This window comes from Streptomyces sp. NPDC001157, assembly GCF_053598255.1.
This window is the reverse complement of the sequence record NZ_JBSFJW010000002.1, coordinates 348,978-365,792: the sequence shown is the minus strand read 5'-3', so window position 1 is coordinate 365,792 and position 16,815 is coordinate 348,978. Positions and strand designations below refer to the sequence as shown.

At 70.3% G+C, this 16,815-nt stretch carries 17 protein-coding genes; 10 read left to right on the top strand and 7 right to left on the bottom strand.

The window, feature by feature from the left end; all coding sequences use genetic code 11:
- Positions 1 to 141 precede the first annotated feature (141 nt).
- On the top strand, positions 142 to 837 hold the full coding sequence (locus ACWDAG_RS05445) for a glycoside hydrolase family 75 protein (RefSeq protein WP_450694395.1): 696 nt from the start codon (positions 142 to 144) through the stop codon (positions 835 to 837).
- Positions 838 to 850: 13 nt separating this feature from the next.
- On the opposite strand, the gene ACWDAG_RS05440 is transcribed toward ACWDAG_RS05445, so the two are convergent.
- Positions 851 to 1,612 (bottom strand): SDR family NAD(P)-dependent oxidoreductase, encoded by a 762-nt coding sequence (locus ACWDAG_RS05440; RefSeq protein WP_450694270.1) that lies wholly within the window; start codon positions 1,610 to 1,612, stop codon positions 851 to 853.
- Positions 1,613 to 1,756: 144 nt separating this feature from the next.
- Between ACWDAG_RS05440 and ACWDAG_RS05435 the strand changes: the two genes are divergently transcribed.
- Positions 1,757 to 2,395 carry a TetR/AcrR family transcriptional regulator gene (locus tag ACWDAG_RS05435; protein WP_450694269.1) on the top strand — a complete coding sequence of 213 codons (639 nt, stop codon included), beginning with the start codon at positions 1,757 to 1,759 and terminating at the stop codon, positions 2,393 to 2,395.
- A 27-nt stretch (positions 2,396 to 2,422) separates the two neighbouring features.
- On the opposite strand, the gene ACWDAG_RS05430 is transcribed toward ACWDAG_RS05435, so the two are convergent.
- The 3 genes from ACWDAG_RS05430 to dhaK are packed head-to-tail and all read right to left on the bottom strand — an operon-like array spanning position 2,423 to position 4,467.
- Positions 2,423 to 2,833, bottom strand: coding sequence for a PTS-dependent dihydroxyacetone kinase phosphotransferase subunit DhaM (locus ACWDAG_RS05430; protein WP_450694268.1), 411 nt, complete (start codon positions 2,831 to 2,833; stop codon positions 2,423 to 2,425).
- Entirely contained in the window at positions 2,826 to 3,428 is a 603-nt protein-coding gene (gene dhaL, locus ACWDAG_RS05425; RefSeq protein WP_450694267.1) for a dihydroxyacetone kinase subunit DhaL, read from the bottom strand. Before dhaL ends, ACWDAG_RS05430 begins: the two co-directional genes overlap by 8 nt.
- A gap of 46 nt (positions 3,429 to 3,474) precedes the next feature.
- Positions 3,475 to 4,467: a dihydroxyacetone kinase subunit DhaK gene (gene dhaK / locus ACWDAG_RS05420; protein ID WP_450694266.1), complete on the bottom strand. Its 993-nt coding sequence runs from the start codon at positions 4,465 to 4,467 to the stop codon at positions 3,475 to 3,477.
- A gap of 643 nt (positions 4,468 to 5,110) precedes the next feature.
- On the opposite strand from dhaK, the gene ACWDAG_RS05415 reads away from it, so the two are divergent.
- The 6 genes from ACWDAG_RS05415 (at position 5,111) to ACWDAG_RS05390 (ending at position 11,585) form a co-directional block, all read left to right on the top strand.
- On the top strand, positions 5,111 to 5,392 hold the full coding sequence (locus ACWDAG_RS05415; RefSeq protein ID WP_450694265.1) for a hypothetical protein: 282 nt from the start codon (positions 5,111 to 5,113) through the stop codon (positions 5,390 to 5,392).
- 359 nt (positions 5,393 to 5,751) lie between these two features.
- Positions 5,752 to 6,360, top strand: coding sequence for a hypothetical protein (locus ACWDAG_RS05410; RefSeq protein ID WP_450694264.1), 609 nt, complete (start codon positions 5,752 to 5,754; stop codon positions 6,358 to 6,360).
- Between the two features lie 13 nt (positions 6,361 to 6,373).
- A complete protein-coding gene (locus ACWDAG_RS05405; protein WP_450694263.1) occupies positions 6,374 to 7,714 on the top strand; it encodes a Dyp-type peroxidase in 1,341 nt (446 codons plus the stop codon).
- A gap of 28 nt (positions 7,715 to 7,742) precedes the next feature.
- A complete protein-coding gene (locus tag ACWDAG_RS05400) occupies positions 7,743 to 8,831 on the top strand; it encodes a catalase family protein (protein ID WP_450694262.1) in 1,089 nt (362 codons plus the stop codon).
- Between the two features lie 102 nt (positions 8,832 to 8,933).
- Positions 8,934 to 9,560: a TetR family transcriptional regulator gene (locus tag ACWDAG_RS05395; RefSeq protein ID WP_450694261.1), complete on the top strand. Its 627-nt coding sequence runs from the start codon at positions 8,934 to 8,936 to the stop codon at positions 9,558 to 9,560.
- 102 nt (positions 9,561 to 9,662) lie between these two features.
- Positions 9,663 to 11,585 carry a PASTA domain-containing protein gene (locus ACWDAG_RS05390; protein ID WP_450694260.1) on the top strand — a complete coding sequence of 641 codons (1,923 nt, stop codon included), beginning with the start codon at positions 9,663 to 9,665 and terminating at the stop codon, positions 11,583 to 11,585.
- Between the two features lie 57 nt (positions 11,586 to 11,642).
- Here ACWDAG_RS05390 and ACWDAG_RS05385 read toward each other — a convergent pair whose 3' ends face one another.
- Together ACWDAG_RS05385 and ACWDAG_RS05380 are read right to left on the bottom strand one after the other, a co-directional pair.
- A complete protein-coding gene (locus ACWDAG_RS05385) occupies positions 11,643 to 12,287 on the bottom strand; it encodes a maleylpyruvate isomerase family mycothiol-dependent enzyme (RefSeq protein WP_450694259.1) in 645 nt (214 codons plus the stop codon).
- A 505-nt stretch (positions 12,288 to 12,792) separates the two neighbouring features.
- Positions 12,793 to 14,406, bottom strand: a complete 1,614-nt coding sequence (locus tag ACWDAG_RS05380; RefSeq protein ID WP_450694258.1) for an MFS transporter — start codon at positions 14,404 to 14,406, stop codon at positions 12,793 to 12,795.
- 187 nt (positions 14,407 to 14,593) lie between these two features.
- On the opposite strand from ACWDAG_RS05380, the gene ACWDAG_RS05375 reads away from it, so the two are divergent.
- Both ACWDAG_RS05375 and ACWDAG_RS05370 read left to right on the top strand, forming a co-directional pair.
- Complete coding sequence (locus ACWDAG_RS05375) at positions 14,594 to 15,232, top strand: TetR/AcrR family transcriptional regulator (RefSeq protein WP_450694257.1); 639 nt, start codon at positions 14,594 to 14,596, stop codon at positions 15,230 to 15,232.
- Positions 15,233 to 15,267: 35 nt separating this feature from the next.
- Entirely contained in the window at positions 15,268 to 16,050 is a 783-nt protein-coding gene (locus tag ACWDAG_RS05370) for an LmeA family phospholipid-binding protein (protein ID WP_450694256.1), read from the top strand.
- Positions 16,051 to 16,052: 2 nt separating this feature from the next.
- On the opposite strand, the gene ACWDAG_RS05365 is transcribed toward ACWDAG_RS05370, so the two are convergent.
- Complete coding sequence (locus tag ACWDAG_RS05365) at positions 16,053 to 16,691, bottom strand: TetR/AcrR family transcriptional regulator (RefSeq protein ID WP_450694255.1); 639 nt, start codon at positions 16,689 to 16,691, stop codon at positions 16,053 to 16,055.
- Positions 16,692 to 16,815 lie beyond the last annotated feature (124 nt).

Below are 16,815 nucleotides of genomic sequence, written 5' to 3'. Positions count from 1 at the left end.
CCGGACGTCCGAAGACACGCCGCGCCGTGCCACGCCTGGAGCTGTGTGCCGTCCGGTCCGCCTACGGTGGCCCCATGATCGCTACGGCGCCGGACCGGGCTGAACGCCCGTCAGTGCCCCTTCCGGAAAGGGCTTCTCATGGTGCGTGTCCAGTCGCTGACCCTGGCCGTGGCCGGCGCCGCCTTACTCGCCCCGCCGATGCTGTCCGACGCCGCGGCAAGCGGCCGGGCGGAACCGGCGGCCTGGCGCGAGGGCGACGTCCGCGCTGCCGATCTGCTCGCCAAGGTGCGTGACTGCACCCAGATCTCCCACGGCCGCTTCCGCAGCGACGCCGGCAGACCGGCCACGATCGCGGTGTGCGGCACCCGGCGCGCCGTCTTCTGGAAGGCCGACATGGACATCGACTGCGACGGACAGCCCGGCCCGCGCTGCAACCGCCGCACCGATCCGTCGTTCTCCGAGGCCACCGCCTACCAGCAGTCCGACGGGAGCTACCTGAGCGCCGAACGCCTTCCCTACATCGTCGTGCCCGCCTCGAGCCGCATCTGGGACCACCTCGACGACGGCGTCCGCGGCGGATCGGTCGCCGCCGTCGTCTACCGGGGCCGTGTGCAGTACGCGGTCGTGGGCGACGTCGGCCCCGAAGGCATCATCGGCGAGGCGTCCTACGCCACCGCCAAGGGCCTCGGCATCCGCCCGGGCCCGAACGGCGGCGGCACCTCCTCCGGCGTCACCTACATCGTCTTCAAGTACTCGCAGGTCAAACCGATCGAGAGCCATGCCGCGGCCGTCGAAGTGGGCCGGCGGCTGGCGCAGCAGTTCGTCCGCGGCGGATAAGCGCCCGGGGCCGTCAGACGGCCGCCCACCCGTTGTCGACCGGCAGGATCACGCCATTGATGTTGCTCGCCGCGTCCGAGGCGAGGAACACGATCGCGGCGGCCTGCTCCTCCGGCTGGGACACGCGTCCCACATTGCCCATGTACGGCCCGAGAGTCGTCGGCCCATGGGCGCTCCCGTCGACGTCGGGAATCATCCCCGTGGCGGTGCCGCCCGGCGCGATGGCGTTGGCACGGATGCCCTGGTTGCGGTACATCACCGCGAGGGACCTGGTCAGGCCCACCACTCCGTGCTTCGAGGCGGTGTACGCGGCGCCCGCCGCGCTGCCCCGGATGCCGGCCTCGGAGGCGGTGTTCACGATCGCACCCCTGCCCGCCTCCAGCATGTGCGGCAGCACCGCCCGCGTGAGCAGGAAGGGGGCCGTGAGGTTGACCCGTATGACCCGCTCCCACTCGCCGTCGCTCACGTCCGCCGGCGCCGACATGCGGTCCATGATGCCGGCGTTGTTCACCAGGACGTCCACGCCGCCGAAGCTCTCCACGGCCCTCCGGACCACCTGGTCGACAACGGCCCGCTCGCTCAGGTCGCCCACGACGGCGACCGCGGCGCCACCCGCCCGCTCGATCTCCTTGACGACCGCGTCCGCGCCCTCGGCGTTCAGATCGGCGACCACGACCCGAGCCCCCTCCGCCGCGAAGGCCAGAGCGGCGGCGCGCCCGATGCCCGAGCCCGCTCCGGTGACGATGACGCTGCGTCCGTCGAGTCCACTGGCCATGAGGTGCTCCTGTCCATGCGTAAAGAGGGCTCGCTCAGGTGCCTGCAGGCCCGGTGTGCGCACACCCTACGACTTAATGTCTGTGAGTGACATAAATCTGTGGTGGAGAATCCTGGAGAGTGATCACCGGAGCCGGAGGAACACATGACCGCAGCCCGCGGACGCACGGGACGACCGCCCTTGACCGAGGAGCGCAAGGCCGAGATCCGGCTGGAGATCGCCCGGGCAGCGGTGGACCTGTTCGTCGCCCAAGGCGTCGCGGCGACCACCGGCGAGCAGATCGGGCAGGCCGTCGGCGTCTCCGCCCGCACCGTGTGGCGCTACTTCCCCAGCAAGGAGGCCTGCGTACGGCCGCTGTTCACGGCCGGTATCGGCATGATCGCCGCCCGGCTGCGGGAATGGGCGCCCGGACAGCCCCTGGAGGACATCTTCGCGCCGGAGCTGACCGCGGACCTGGGGGTCGTCGCCGGGCCCGACCGTGCGACCGTCGGTGCGCTGGTGCGGCTGACCCGCACCGAGCCGGATCTGCGCGCCGTCTGGCTCCAGACCTACGACGAGGCGGAACCGGCGTTCGCCCGCGCCCTCGCCGAGCGCGCCGGGCTGCCTGCGGACGATCTGCGGCCCACGATCCAGGCGGCGATGTTCAACGCGGCCCTGCGCGCGGCCGTCGAGCGCTACGCCTGGCGCACCGCCGGCGCGGAGCCCGACCGCGCGACGGCGGAGGCCGAGCTGACGGCAACCATGCGCTCGGCCCTCTCCGTCGCCGCGGAGGGACTGGGGTAAGAGGTCCTCTCGGTTCTTCCGGTGCTGTCAGACCTTCCGGTAGGTGTACGCCTCCGCGGCGGCCGCCTCCACGGCCGCGAGGTCGGCGCCCGTGGCCGCCGTGACCACCGCGGCCACCGCTCCTTCCACGAACGGGGCGTCCACCAGCCGCGTGTGGTCGGGGAGTTCGTCGCCCTCGGCCAGCAGCGCCTTCACCGTGAGCACCGCGCTGCCCAGGTCGGTGAGTACGGCGACCCCGGCACCCCGGTCCACGGACGCGGCCGCGGCGGCGATGAGCTCCGCGCTCGTGCCGAGCCCGCCGCCCTCGGTGCCGCCCGCCGGGGCGACGGGCACCGAAACCCCGCCACCCGCGAGCCCCTTCGCCAACTCGGCCACGGAGGCGGCCACTTCGGCGCTGTGCGACACCAGCACGATGCCGACCTGCTTCTCCTCACTCATCGTCGGCCTCCGCGAGAGCGGCGACGAGCAGCGCCGACGAGGTGGCACCGGGATCCTGGTGCCCGATGCTGCGCTCCCCGAGATAGCTGGCCCGGCCCTTGCGGGCCTGCAACGGCGTCGTCGCGAGGGCGCCCTCCTCGGCGGCCGTGCGGGCCGCGGCGAAACCGCCGCCGTCGAGTGCGTCCACGGCCGGCACCAGCGCGTCGATCATGGTCTTGTCGCCCGGCGCGGCGCCCCCGAGTGCCATGACCGCCTCCACCCCGGCCCGCAGCGCCTCGGCGAACTGCGCCTCGCTGACCTCACCGGCGTCGCCGAGCGCCTTGCCGGTACGGCGCAGCAGCGTGCCGTAGAGGGGGCCCGACGCACCGCCGACGGTCGAGATCAGCTGCCGCCCGGCCAGCGTCAGCACCGCACCTGGCGTGTCCGGCGCCTCCTTCTCCAGCGTCGCGGTCACGGCCCGGAACCCGCGCTGCAGATTGCTGCCGTGGTCGGCGTCCCCGATGGGCGAATCGAGGGCGGTGAGCCGTTCCGCCTCGCGGTCCACGGACGCGGAAGCCGTCGTCATCCAACGGCGGAAGAAGTCGGCGTCGAGCACTGGATCTCCTTGCGTGGTAGGTACGTTGACACCTGGGTCCGCCGGGCTACATGCCCCAGCGCAGCCCGGGCGTCTTCACCGGCGCGTCCCACAGCCGCAGCAGCTCCTCGTCGATCTGGCACAGGGTGACCGAGGCGCCGGCCATGTCGAGCGAGGTGACGTAGTTGCCCACCAGCGTCCGGGCGACCGCGACACCGCGCTCGGCCAGCACCCGCTGCACCTCGGCGTTGAAGCCGTACAGCTCCAGCAGCGGCGTCGCACCCATTCCGTTGACCAGGACGAGCACCGGGTTGCGCGGGGGCATGTCCTCCAGGATCGCGTTCACCGCGAACTCGGCGATCTCACCCGCGGTCATCATCGCCCGCCGCTGCCGGCCGGGCTCGCCGTGGATGCCGATGCCCAACTCCAGCTCGCCGGAGGGCAGATCGAAGGTGGGGCTGCCCTTGGCGGGGGTGGTGCAGGCGCTGAGAGCGACGCCGAAGCTGCGGGAGCTCTCGTTGACCTGCCGGCCGATCGCCGCCACCTGCTCCAGCGGCTGCCCCTCGTCCGCCGCCGCGCCCGCGATCTTCTCCACGAACAGTGTGCCGCCGACGCCGCGCCGCCCGGCCGTGTAGAGGCTGTCCGTGACCGCCACGTCGTCGTTGACCAGCACCTTGGCGACCTGGATGCCCTCGTCCTCGGCGAGCTCGGCCGCCATGTCGAAGTTCAGCACGTCGCCGGTGTAGTTCTTCACGATGAACAGCACACCCGCCCCGCTGTCCACGGCCGCCGCGGCGCGCGCCATCTGGTCGGGAACCGGCGAGGTGAACACCTCGCCCGGGCAGGCCGCCGACAGCATGCCGGGACCCACGAATCCGCCGTGCAGCGGCTCGTGCCCCGAGCCGCCCCCGGAGATCAGGGCGACCTTTCCGGGCACCGGGGCGTCCCGCCGCACGATCACCCGGTTCTCCACGTCGACGGTCAGCTCGGGATGGGCGGCCGCCATGCCCCGCAGGGCGTCCGCGACCACGCTCTCCGGCACATTGATCAACATCTTCATGGGTACCTCCCGGTGGGATGAGCAGATGAGCCCATGACCTCTGTTCTTGCAGGTCAGTGCGGGTTTGGCTGGTTGTCGATCTTGGCGGTTCCTGGCGGTCGGAAGCGGGTTCCGGCGGTGCTGATGCTGACTAAACGCTGACTTCGGTGACGGGGTGTCAGGGATATGGGTGTGGTCGGATGCGGGCGGGCGGAGAGCGCTTCTTTCGGCAGTATCGACCTTGCGGCAGTGAAGGTCACGCCGGACGACGGCGCGATGCAAGAAGGTGTGTGTCGGAGGTGCCTCCGTGAACGTGGGAGCGCTTCGCCTGACGTGTCCCGTGAGCTGTTCCGGCAGGACAGTTCGATCACGCCAATGGCATCCTGGGGCCGAGCTGCACCCTTGCTGACCTGGGCCGTTGGCTTGAGGGACGCGGAGGGCTACCTCCAGTTCCCTCGATTTGCCGGGGAGGCGGCCCGAGGACGCTGCCGGACGTTCTGTCCGTCCGCCGGCCATCAGTGGAAGTTCGCCCTGCATCGCGGAGCCGACTCGGTCAGTGCCCCGCTGTGACCGCTTTCGGCCGACGGTCTTTTGCTCCTGGCCACGGTCGGGCTCTTCAAGTCAGTCAGAGCCTCGGACCCGCCGGGCGATTTGGTCGGCCTACTTGCTGGGAATCGCGGTCACTCTGGCCGCAGAGATGTGCCGCAGCCGGTGCGTTCATGGTGATCATCGGCGATATCGGCACCCCGTCGAGGGCCCGGTCGTCGGCGCGATCGCGTACTTCCTCCTCGACAAGTACTTCGCGCAGAGCGGTGTCTGGTACCTGATCGTGGTCGGCGCGGCGGCCATCGTGGTTTCGCTGTACCTGCCGAGGGGGCTGTGGGGAACGCTGGCGCACCGCACGGGATTCGCCGTCTTCCCGGTGCGCCATACGGTCCGGTTGTAGGTCGGCTCTCTGGGGCGCCGCGAGCGTGCGGTTCGAGTTCATGCAGCTCGGAAGCGATCGGCACGACCACAGCGGTGCAACAGGTGTGGGCACGGAGCCCAGCGCAAGATCCACCCGGCGGGAGGCTGGCGAGAGTCGGACCGCCCGCTCAGGCACTCGCGGATCGCGAGTCGTTCGGTTGTGAGTCGTGTGACCGCCTGTGAGTGGTGCATTGACAAGCCGAACCAGTGAACTGATGATGTAATCAGTTATGCGGAGGTGGTCAGAAAGTGGGTCTCGTCCCGCTTGTGCGCCACCCTGCGATGGCCTATTTATGGCGATATGTGACGTATTGCCGCCCAAGCCCAAAGAGAGGCGCCATGAGCGAGACAGACCTGCACGCCAAGTTCCAGCAGTTCCCGGATGCCGTCCGCGAGAAGGTCGAGACCGCACTGTCGGACGCGAAGATCGCTCTCAAGCTCAAGGCCGCCGAGATCCTCGCCGACAAGGAGGAGATGGCCGAACACGCCGTCACCACCGCCGGCCGGATCGGTGCCAAGAGCGGTGAGGTGTCCGAGCTGACGACGATCCTGCCGCTGAAGCCGAACGGCGCCGCGCGGCTTCGGAAGTTCTTCGGCCTGGTCGGCGGGAACCTGGCGGGCGCGGGCCAGGTCGGCACCCTGCACAACATGCGGTTCGTGTTCCTCGACAACGACACGAAGCTGCTGTTCGCGACCGCCTTCGACGGCGAGTGGGACCCCTACATCGACGACTTCGCGACGAAGATCCCCGAGTTCATGGACTACCTGTTCAGCAACGTCGAGGGCTGGCCCGGCATCACCTCGCCGGACGTGAAGGAGTTCATCGTCAAGTACCAGATCCCGGCGGAGGCGTGGTTCGTCGCCCACCCCAACCTCACCGTCGCTGAAGGCCACCGGCTCAAGCGGCAGGAGGCCGCCGTGCAGCGTTTCCTGTCGGACCTCAACTGAAGGCAGGCACACCATGCCTTCCCCGCTGTTCCGGCGGCTGCGCCGCCCGCCCACCCTGGACCTCGACGACATCCAGGCGACCCTGCTGCGGGCCCGGCCCGAGCCCTACTTCGGTACCCACGCGATCCTGGAGATCACCGAACCGGCCGCGGGCAAGGAACTGCTGCGCCGACTGGCGCCGAGGGTGACCTCGGCGGCGCGCTGGGACGAACCGCAGCCGTCCTGGCTGGCCCTCGCCCTCAGCTACCAGGGTCTGGTCGCACTGGGGCTGCCGGAGACCTCGCTGGCCTCCTTCCCGGCCAACTTCCGCGCCGGGATGGCCGCCCGCGCCGAGCGGCTGCGGGACACGGGCGTGAACGCGCCGGACCGCTGGGAGTTCCCCTTCGGCACCCGTCGCGTGCACGCGGCCGTCACGGTCTACGCGGCGAGCGAGGACGACTGGCGGGCCGAAGTCGCCGCCTACGAAAAGGAACTGGGCGAGGTCCCGGGCGTGAAGCTGCTGTCGCACCAGGACTTCGCGGCCGACGGGTTCAACGTCTTCGGCTACCGGGACGGCTTCAGTCAGCCGGTGGTCGAGGGCAGCGGCGCCGAACCCCTGCCCGGCGACGGACGGCCCATCAAGGCGGGGGAGTTCGTCCTCGGCTACCCGAGCGAGACCGGTGTGCCGCTGCCCGTGCCGGCTCCGGACGTCCTGGGCCGCAACGGCACGTACGTCGTCTTCCGCAAGTACCACTCCCACGTCGCGGCCTTCAACAAGTGGCTGCACGACAACGCCTCCACCGAGGCCGAACGCGAGCTGCTGGCAGCCAAGTTGGTCGGCCGCTGGCGCAGTGGCGCACCTCTCGCCCTGACCCCGGAGCGCGACACCCCCGCCATCGGCGAGGACCCGAACCGGATCAACGACTTCGACTACTCCGCCGACCCGCGCGGACTGCGCACCCCGCTCGGCTCCCACATCCGCCGGATGAACCCGCGCGACACCAAGCTGACGGTCCTCACCGACGTCAACATCCGCCGGATCATCCGGCGCGGCACCTCCTACGGCACCCCGCTGCCCCCGGACCGCCTCAAGGACGACGGCACACCGCGCGGCCTGGACTTCATCGCCCTCGGCGCCCGCGCCATCGACAACGTCGAGTTCCTGCAGAGCGAATGGGTCGGCTCGGGCAACTTCATGGGCCTGGGCAAGGAGAAGGACCCGATGATCTCGCTCCAGGACAAGGGCGCCTACTTCACCGTGCCCGGGACCCCGCCGCGCCGGGTGCAGAACATCCAGTCCTTCAACACCCTCCTCGGCGGCGAGTACTTCTTCATGCCCAGCCTGTCCGCCATCCGCTGGCTCAGCGGCAACTGACCCCCCACCCCGCGCGGAGACACTCCCCATGACCTCGTACGTCCGCTACAGCCCCGACCTCGAACAGCCCTTCCCGGACGAGGACGAACTCGTCCGCCAGGTCGTCGCGGCCATGGGCAAGGCCAACCAGCAGGTCGCCGACAAACACCGGCACGGCCTGCGCGATGCCCACGCCAAGAGCCACGGCGTCCTCGCCGGCGAGCTGCGCATCCAGCCCGACCTGCCCGCCCACCTCGCCCAGGGCCTCTTCGCCGAACCAGCCACCTACCCGGTGATCGTCCGCTTCTCCTCCGCCCCCGGCGACCTGCGCTCCGACCAGGTGCCCGTCCAGCGCGGCCTCGCGATGAAGGTGATCGGCGCCCCCGGGCCCCGCGCCCTCGACGACGGCTTCACCACCCAGGACTTCCTCCTCGTCAACCACCCCACCCTGCCCTTCGGCAACATCGCCGAATACGCCAAACTCCAGGGCATCCTGGAGAAACAGCCCGGCCAGAGCGACCAGCAGCTCCAGCTCACCGGCGCGGCCGCCCGGGTGGCCGCCAAGGCCCTCACACGCGTCGGACGTCCGCTTCCGCCCGCCGTCGAGACCCTGGCCGCCGCCAACGACCACATCCTCGGCGAGACCTTCCACTCCATGGCCGCGCTGCGCTACGGCGACCACGTGGCGAAGATGTCCGCCGCGCCTCGCTCGGCGAACGTCAGGGCCCTCACCGGCAGCCACGTCGACAAGAAGGCCGGCGAGTCGGCTCTGCGCGACCTCGTCATCGACTTCTTCGCGGACAACAGCGCCGAGTACGACATCCGTGCCCAGTTGTGCACGGACATCGACCGGATGCCGGTGGAGGACGCCTCGGTCCTGTGGCCCGAGGAACTGTCACCGCACCGGACCGTGGCCGTGCTGCATCTGCCCGCCCAGGACGCCTACAGCGACGCCCGCCGCCGCTACGCCGACGACGTCCTTTCCTTCAGCCCCTGGCACGCCCTGGAGGCCCACCGCCCGCTGGGCTCGATCATGCGCTCCCGCCGCGCCGCGTACCCCGCCTCCAGCGACTTCCGGCACCGCTTCAACGGCATCGAGCCGCAGGAGCCGTCCGACATCAAGGAGCTGCCCGCCTGACCAGGTCCCGACCGACCCCGGATGCGGCCGCGGGTCGGTCGGGACTCGCGTGCCAGAATGGAGAAGTCCCTTCTACGCCCTGTCTTCTTCGAGGTTCCTTTCGTGTCCCAGCCCGTCGGCCGTGTGCCCCAGCGACGCAACGCACGGTCCAACCGGGCGCGCATCCTCGCCACCGCCCGCCAGGAGCTCGGGCGCAATCCCGACATCACCCTGGAGGAACTCGCCCGCGCCGCCGGTGTCGTACGGCGTACGCTGTTCGGGCACTTCCCCGGGCGGGCGGCGCTGCTGGATGCACTGGCCGAGGAGGCCGCCGAGGCGCTCCAGGCCGCCGTCGCGGTCGTCGCGGGGGCGACGGAACCGGCGGACCGGGCGCTCGCCCACTTCACGTTGGCGCTCTGGCCCGTGGGCGACCGGTACCGGATGCTTCTGGCGCTGGCCCGACGGGACCTCGGCATGGACCGGGTCGCCGGGATCCTGGAGCCCGCCCGGGTCAGGGTCACGGCCATCGTGGAGCAGGGACAACAGGACGGGATCTTCCACTCCCACCTGTCGGCCCCGGTGCTGAGCGCCGGTCTGGAGGCGATGACGGTCGCCCTGCTGGAAGAGGTCAACACCGGGGCGCTGGAGGACGACGGCACCCGGGTGGCCGTCACCACGCTCATCGCGGCCGGTGTGCCGGAGAAGCGGGCGCAGATCGTCGTGGACGAGGTGGCCGCCGCCGAGGGGTGAGATCGCCCTGCAGTCCGACGTGACCCCGGTGCGAAGCGCCGGGGTCCTTCCGTGTCCGCTCCCGCTTCTTTAGTTACCCCTGGATGTGCAATTATCTTGCGCATGAACTTCGGCGGACCAGACGATCTGGCCTTCTCCCAGCCTGCGCCGGTGGCGGTCCTCGGCGACAGGTACGAACTGCGACTGCTCCTCGGCTCCGGGGGCATGGCCGAGGTGCATCTCGCGCACGATCTCCGGCTCGACCGCGGCGTCGCGGTGAAGACGCTGCGCACCGACCTCGCCCACGATCCGGCACTCCAGGAGCGGTTCCGGCGGGAGGCACAGTCCACCGCCTCGCTCAACCACCCGGCCATCGCCGCGGTCTACGACACGGGCGAACACCTCTCGTACGGGGCGCAGTTTCCGTACCTCGTGATGGAGTACGTCGACGGCACCACCCTGCGCGAGGCCCTGTCCTCCGGACCGCCGTTGACCGTCGAACGCGCCTTGGAGATAACGGCCTGCGTCCTGGAGGCGCTCGCCCACTCCCACCAGCACGGCATCGTGCACCGGGACATCAAGCCCGCCAACGTCATGGTGACCTGGTCCGGCCAGGTCAAGGTCATGGACTTCGGGATCGCCCGTGACGCACGGGACGTCGGCATGACCCAGACCTCCCTGGTGATCGGTACCGCGCAATACCTCTCCCCGGAGCAGGCGATGGGACACGCCGTCGACGCCCGCTCCGACCTGTACTCGGTGGGCTGTCTCCTGTACGAACTCCTCACCCTCCGCACGCCGTTCACCGGTGATTCGCCGATGGCGGTGATGTACCAGCACGTTCAGGAAGAACCGAGACCGCCGAGTCTCTACAACCCCGAGGTCGGCCCCCAGGTCGACACGATCGTCCTGCGGGCACTGACGAAGGACCCTGCGTATCGCTACCAGTCCGCGCAGGAGATGCTCGCCGACGTCGAGGCGTGCCTCGGGGCGCAGACCGTCCTGGACCGGGCGGTCGACGGCGGCGACGAGGAGGAGCCCGACGGCGATGTCGCGGCGGAGACCGGTCGCCGCAGAGGCAGTGCCGCGCTGATCGGGGTGGGCGTCGCGGTCGTCGTCGTGGCGCTCGTGCTCGGCTGGTTCCTGTTCGGGCGCGGTGCGGCCGGCGACGGCAAGGCGGGCGTACCCGATCTCGTCGGTCAGCCCCTGGAGGAGGCCCGGCGCACGGCGGACAACGTCGGGCTCACGCTCACCGTGACCAAGAAGGAGCCCTGCGCGGACCAGCCCAAGGGGCACATCTGCGAGCAGACCCCACTGGACGGCCGGCTCGACAAGGGGGAGGCGGTGTCGGTCACCGTCTCCACCGGCGCGCCGAAGGTCGAGGTGCCGGACGTCACGGACAAGGACGAGGACGACGCGTCCCGCATCTTGGAGGACAAGGGCTTCAAGGTGAAGCTCCGGCACAAGGTGTCCACCGAGGACGCCGGGACCGTCCTGGAGCAGGATCCGGCCGGCGGCGAGAGCGTCGAGAAGGGCACCGAGATCACCCTCACGGTGGCCAAGGAGGCCGAGAAGGCCACGGTTCCCGACCTCACCGGCAGCACCCTGAGCGAGGCCCGCAAACTGCTCGCCGAGCACGGCCTCGAACTGGGCGACACCACCGAGGTGGAGAGCAGCGCCTCGGCCGGGACCGTCGTCGAACAGAGCGCCACCGCGGGAGAGGAGGTCGAGCCCGGTTCGTCGGTCGACGTCCAGCTCGCCAAGTCGGTGCAGACCGTGCAGATCCCGACGGACATCGTCGGCAAGACCCTTGCCGAGGTCCAGAACGAGCTGGGCGGACTCGGCCTCCAGGTGACCGTCGCCTCCGGGTACTCCCAGGCCTCCGACGCCGTCGTCGCCTCCAGCACCCCGGCGGCGGGGAGCGAGGTCGAGGCGGGCAGCACGGTGGTCGTCGTCCCCGAGGAGGCCCAGGACACGTCGTCGGACGACGGGACACCGGACGACGACACGGCGACGACGCCGGGGGCGACGACCGACGGCCGATGAGACGTCGTTCACCGACGCGGACGTCATCAAGGCCGTCCGGCGGCGGTATCGACCCGGCTACTCCTCGGGCTCCCAGGCGATGAGCTGCTCGAACACCTGCTGGTTGCCCTCGATCTTCAGGTCGTTCAGCGTGAGGCGGCCCCAGACGAAGAGGAGCAGCTGCTCGGCGTGCCCGTGGCCGAAGCGGAGGCAGGCGCGGCGCTGTCCGTGAGGGGTGCGGGCCAGGCGCCGGTGCCGTCCATTGCAAGGAGCCGGGAGCGGCCCTCGGTGGCGTGAGTGGTAGTGGAGGGTGCCGGCCTCGTGCGGCCAGGCCGCCGGGGTGGAGTTGCAGGTGTCGAGAAACTCGGCCACGCCGTCGATCGCGACGTCCGCCGACATCGGCTGCACGGCGCCTGCGGCGAGCTGGGCGTCGTAGGTGTGCACCAGCACCTCGTGCACCCGGTGCCGGGCAACGCCCCAGGCATTCGTCGGCGACACACCGGCGCTCCACCACTTCCAGCGCTCGCGCTCCGGGCCGGCCTCACACAGCGCACTCAGCAGCAGCTCGTTCGACCCCGTGTACCAGGCCGGCAGTGCCTCCAGCTCGCACGGCACCTCCGCGGCATCCTTGGCCGGCGGAGCCTCGGCCGGGCCCGCGGCGACGATCGCGGCCCACCAGCGCTGGCCCGTACCCAGGTGCTGCACCAGATCGAACACGTCCACTCGGGGCAGGACGGCACCGGCGCGTCAAGGCCGGGTGCGGCGGCAACCGCACTCCGGAACGCGGCCGACCGCTCGTCGATCAGTCGCAGCAGGGCGGAATTCTCATGACTCTCTGTCACATCGCTTGCCTTTCACCCCAGTTCAGCGACCGCACCCCATTCAGTGGAGGTCTTGCGGTGCTGCGATGGGAAAGGAGTCCCGAACTCACTTCACCCGAGAGTGTGCCCTTATTCCCGGCGCTGATGCGGTAGGTCGGCACGAGGACCCGGCGCAAGGCTTGCAGCTACCCGCATCGATCGGTGACAGCGGCCCACGCCCTCACCCGCCGTACGTCTCTGCTGCCATCGAGGGGCCGAGGCGGCGTCTCGGCCGCGGACGACAAAAAAGGGGGACGGTGCCGGGTGTCCCCTCCCGGCACCGTCCGGGGCCGTGCGCCGCTCTAGGCACGGCCCGTTCTGGGGGCGAAGGAGGCCGGAATCGCGTTCCGGCCTCCGATGTGCGGGGCTCAGGCGCCCACGGTCTCGGTCTGCTTCTCGGTAGCCGGTGCCGCCTCCGCCTCACCGTGCTTGGTGGTGTGCTTGCGGCCGGGCAGGACGGCGATGACGATCAGGGTTCCGGCGGCCATGATGATGCCGCCGATGAGGCTGGTGTGGGCGATGGCGTGGGCGAAGGACTCGTGGACCGCTCCCAGCAGAGTCTGGGCCTGCTCGGCGCCACCCTGGGGGTTCTTGGCGACCTGTTCGGCGACCGCGATGCCGCCTCCGACCGAGTCCTTGGCCGTGTCCATGGCCGCGGCCGGGAGATGGCCGCCGACCAGGTCGGTCAGCTTGTCCTTGTAGGAGGTGGCCAGCAGCGAGCCGAGGATGGCGATGCCCAGCGAGGCACCGAGTTCCAGGGCGGTGTCGTTGGCGCCGCCGCCGACGCCCAGCTCGTCCTCGGGGAAGGAGCCCATGATCGTGTCGGTGGCGGGGGACAGGCTCAGGCCGATGGCGAAGCCGAGCAGCAGCAGCGGGGCCAGGAAGTCGGTGTAGGCCGAGCCGGAGTCGATCCGGGTGAGCAGGAAGACGCCCACGGTACCGATCACCATGCCGGTGCCGACCACGATCTTCACGCCCAGTTTCGGGGCGAGCTTGCCGGTGACTGCGGCGCCGAGGAAGACCGCTCCGGCCAGCGGCAGCAGGCGGATGCCGGTCTCCAGGGCGTCGTAGCCGAGGACGAACTGCAGGAACTGGGTGGAGTAGTAGATCGAGCCGAAGGTGCCGAAGAAGAAGAACAGCACCGCGAGCATCGAGCCGCCGAAGGGACGCTCGGTGAACTTGCGCACGTCCAGCATGGGGTTGGGGTGCTTCAACTCCCAGGCGACGAAGGCCAGCAGGCCCACGCCGGCGACGACGGCCGCGGTGATCGGGCCGACGCCCCAGCCGAAGTGCGGGCCCTCGATGGTCGCGTAGACGAGGCAACCGACCGAGACGATCGACAGCAGACCGCCGATGTAGTCGATGCGGCCCATGCCCTCCGCCTTCGACGGCGGCACCAACAGCAGCGCGCCGACGACGCCGAGGACGGCGATGGGCACGTTCATCAGGAAGGTCGAGCCCCAGGCGTGGTCCTCCAGCAGCCAGCCGGCGGCCAGCGGGCCGGCGGCGATGGCGAGGCCGGAGGTCGCGGACCAGGCGGTGATCGCCTTGGCGCGCTCGGCGCGCGGGAACATCGCGACCAGCAGCGACAGGGTGGCCGGCATGACGACGGCGGCACCGACGCCCATGATCGCGCGGGCTGTGATGACGAGGTTCGTCTCATCGACCAGGCCGCCCATCACCGAACCTCCGGCGAAGATCAGCAGGCCGAGGACGAGGGCGCCGCGGCGGCTGTACTTGTCGCCGATAGCGCCCAGCACCAGCATCAGCGCGGCGTAGGGGACGGTGTAACCGTCGATGACCCACTGCAGGTCACTGCTGCTCAGGCCCAGGTCCTTGGTCATGTCGGGGGCGGCCACGATCAGTGACGTGTTCGCCATGACGACGATCAGCAGGCTCAGGCACAGGACCAGCAGGGCCCACCAGCGCCGGTGGTAGGGCTCCGTCATCTTCTCGACGGGTGTGTTCGGAAAGAGCGGCATGGTCAGGCTCCTCGGCAGGAGGTGAAGCGGAGGCTTCGGGGGTGCGGAATCGATGGGATCGGTGCACGCGGGGCCAAGAGGGGCCCGGCACCAGGGGCAGCTAATTGCCCACTGATGTGCAGACTAGTTTATTGCCCGTCGATGTGCAACTATCGAGTCGTCCTCCCCCACCTACCGGAGGTTCGACATGATCCACGCACACCTGACAGCCGCCCCGGAACGCAGCCGCACTCTGCTCACGCGGGCCCGCATCCTGGAGGCGGCCCGGCAGGAACTCGGCCGCGACCCCGACAGCAGCCTCGGTGACATCGCCGAAGCGGCAGGGGTGGTGCGCCGTACGGTCTATGGCCACTTCAACGGCCGGGCCGCGCTGATGGAGGGGCTGGTGGAGGAGGCCACGTGGGCCTTGCGGCAGGCGCTCGCGGTCCCGCGCACGCCGGTGGCGGATGCCGTCACGGAGTTGGCGCGCTTCGTCCTCGCGGTGTGGCCCGTCGGAGATCGCTACCGCATCCTGCTCCGCCTCGCTCCCCAGGACCTCGGGGCCGACCGGCTCGCTGAAGTGCTGGCCCCCGCGCGGGACATGGCGGAGGCGATCATCGGCCGGGGGCAACGGCAGGGCGCCTTCCAGACCGGCGTCCCCCCGGTCGTCCTGACCCGGGCGCTGGAGGGGCACCTGCTGGGGCTTCTCGACTGCGTGAACAGCGGGGTCTGGAGTGACGACGGCACCGGCACCGCGACCGCCGCCCTGATCGCGATGGGCGTGGCCGGAGACAGCGCTTCGGCGCGCGTCCACGGGCTTGTCCGGCCCGAGGGCGACGCCGCGTAGGCGGACTTGCCAAGCACCACTCGAAGAGGAGAAGCATGTATCAGTCCCACCGCGACGAGGAGTACCTCGGCGAGCCCTACTACGGCGACGCCTCCGTGTACGCGAGCCCCCCGACCCGGACCAGACGGCGCATGATCATCGCCGTCGCGTCCCTGGTGGCCCTGATGGTCGGCGCAGTCGCGGTCGACCGGATCGCCGCAGCTCGCGCGGAGAGCCGTACGGCCAAGGCGTTCCAGGACGGCATGGGAACCGCCGATCGGCCGTCGGTGCACGTCAGGGGCTTTCCCGTACTGAACCAACTGGCCGCGGGCAGCCTGGACCATGTCGACCTGACCGCCCACGACATTCCGGCCGACGGCAGCACCCGGCCGCTCCCGGTGACGAAGCTGACGGTCGGGATGGACGGGCTGAAGACCTCGGGGAGCGCCGACGAGGCTCACGCGGACGGCGTCACAGCGACCGCGTTCCTGTCGTACGCGGACGTGTCGAGCGCGCTCGGCGTGCAGGTGTCACAGGGGGACGAGCCCGGCCGGGTCGACGCGACCGCGAGTCTGCCGCTCGTCGGCGACGTAACCGTGAGCGCTGCCGTCTCGGCGGCCGACGGCAACAGTATCGCCTTCACGGACGTACGCGCGGAGCAGGGTGAACTGCTCCCTCCGCTGAAATCACTGCTCGACAGGGCCCTGGACGAGCCCATTCCGCTGCAGAACGTGCCCGAAGGGCTCCGGCTGCGGTCGGTCACCACCAGCAAGGACGGAATCGACGCCCGCTTCACAGGCCGCTCGGTCACGTTCCACCCGGACTCGTCGTCCGCGTGAGGTCAGGGGGCGTCAGGCAAGGGGCGTCGGGCTACTTCGTGGGCGTCGTCCGCGGGCAGGCCCAGCATCCGCAGGACCATCTCGGCGAGGTTGACCGCGGCCTCGTCGCCGTCCACCTCGGGGCGGGCGAACCGCAGTTCCACCAGGGACAGCAGGGTGCCGCCCAGCGCGGTCAGGGCGACCACGGGGTCGAGAGTGGTGGTGAAGCGGCCGGAGGCAATGCCGACCTGGAGATCACGCAGGGCGCGTCGGGCCAGTCCGTTGCCCGTGTGGATGTGCCCGAGGCCACGGCGGCGCAGGACCTGCATCAGCTCCGGGTGGGAGTCGGCCATGCGGGCGCTGAGCCGGAAGCCGGCCGCGAGCAGCTCCGCCGGGTCGTCGATCCCTGTCAGGCGCTCGTCGAAGGCCTGCCCGAACTCCTCGAAGGCGTCGATCACTGCCGTCTCGAACAACTCCGCCTTGGAGTCGAAGTGGTTGTAGAAGGAGCCGAAGCCCACATCCGCGCGCTCGGCGATCGCCTGGATGCTCGCGCTGGTGTCGCCGCTCTCGGCGAGTATCTGCCGGGCCGCTCGCACGAGAGCTCCACGGGTCTCTGCGCGACGTCGCTCGAACCGGTTGCTGGGCGGGGCTGACGTAGACATGCGAAGGAGTCTAACGGTTACCCCATGCAGATCGCAGTCCTGATGAATTCATCATTTCTTGCAGCGAACGCCTTGACGACAGAACTGTCACAGTTGATGATTTCCTCATTACGGCAATGTTGCT

What these genes read in the sequence shown, in the direction of transcription:
- ACWDAG_RS05380 (WP_450694258.1), bottom strand. Translation starts at nt 14,406, where the DNA reads ATGCCGCTCTTTCCGAACACACCCGTCGAGAAGATGACGGAGCCCTAC.
- ACWDAG_RS05435 (WP_450694269.1), top strand. Translation starts at nt 1,757, where the DNA reads ATGACCGCAGCCCGCGGACGCACGGGACGACCGCCCTTGACCGAGGAG.
- ACWDAG_RS05365 (WP_450694255.1), bottom strand. Translation starts at nt 16,691, where the DNA reads ATGTCTACGTCAGCCCCGCCCAGCAACCGGTTCGAGCGACGTCGCGCA.
- ACWDAG_RS05405 (WP_450694263.1), top strand. Translation starts at nt 6,374, where the DNA reads ATGCCTTCCCCGCTGTTCCGGCGGCTGCGCCGCCCGCCCACCCTGGAC.
- dhaK (WP_450694266.1), bottom strand. Translation starts at nt 4,467, where the DNA reads ATGAAGATGTTGATCAATGTGCCGGAGAGCGTGGTCGCGGACGCCCTG.
- ACWDAG_RS05390 (WP_450694260.1), top strand. Translation starts at nt 9,663, where the DNA reads ATGAACTTCGGCGGACCAGACGATCTGGCCTTCTCCCAGCCTGCGCCG.
- ACWDAG_RS05430 (WP_450694268.1), bottom strand. Translation starts at nt 2,833, where the DNA reads ATGAGTGAGGAGAAGCAGGTCGGCATCGTGCTGGTGTCGCACAGCGCC.
- ACWDAG_RS05400 (WP_450694262.1), top strand. Translation starts at nt 7,743, where the DNA reads ATGACCTCGTACGTCCGCTACAGCCCCGACCTCGAACAGCCCTTCCCG.
- ACWDAG_RS05370 (WP_450694256.1), top strand. Translation starts at nt 15,268, where the DNA reads ATGTATCAGTCCCACCGCGACGAGGAGTACCTCGGCGAGCCCTACTAC.
- ACWDAG_RS05375 (WP_450694257.1), top strand. Translation starts at nt 14,594, where the DNA reads ATGATCCACGCACACCTGACAGCCGCCCCGGAACGCAGCCGCACTCTG.
- ACWDAG_RS05410 (WP_450694264.1), top strand. Translation starts at nt 5,752, where the DNA reads ATGAGCGAGACAGACCTGCACGCCAAGTTCCAGCAGTTCCCGGATGCC.
- ACWDAG_RS05440 (WP_450694270.1), bottom strand. Translation starts at nt 1,612, where the DNA reads ATGGCCAGTGGACTCGACGGACGCAGCGTCATCGTCACCGGAGCGGGC.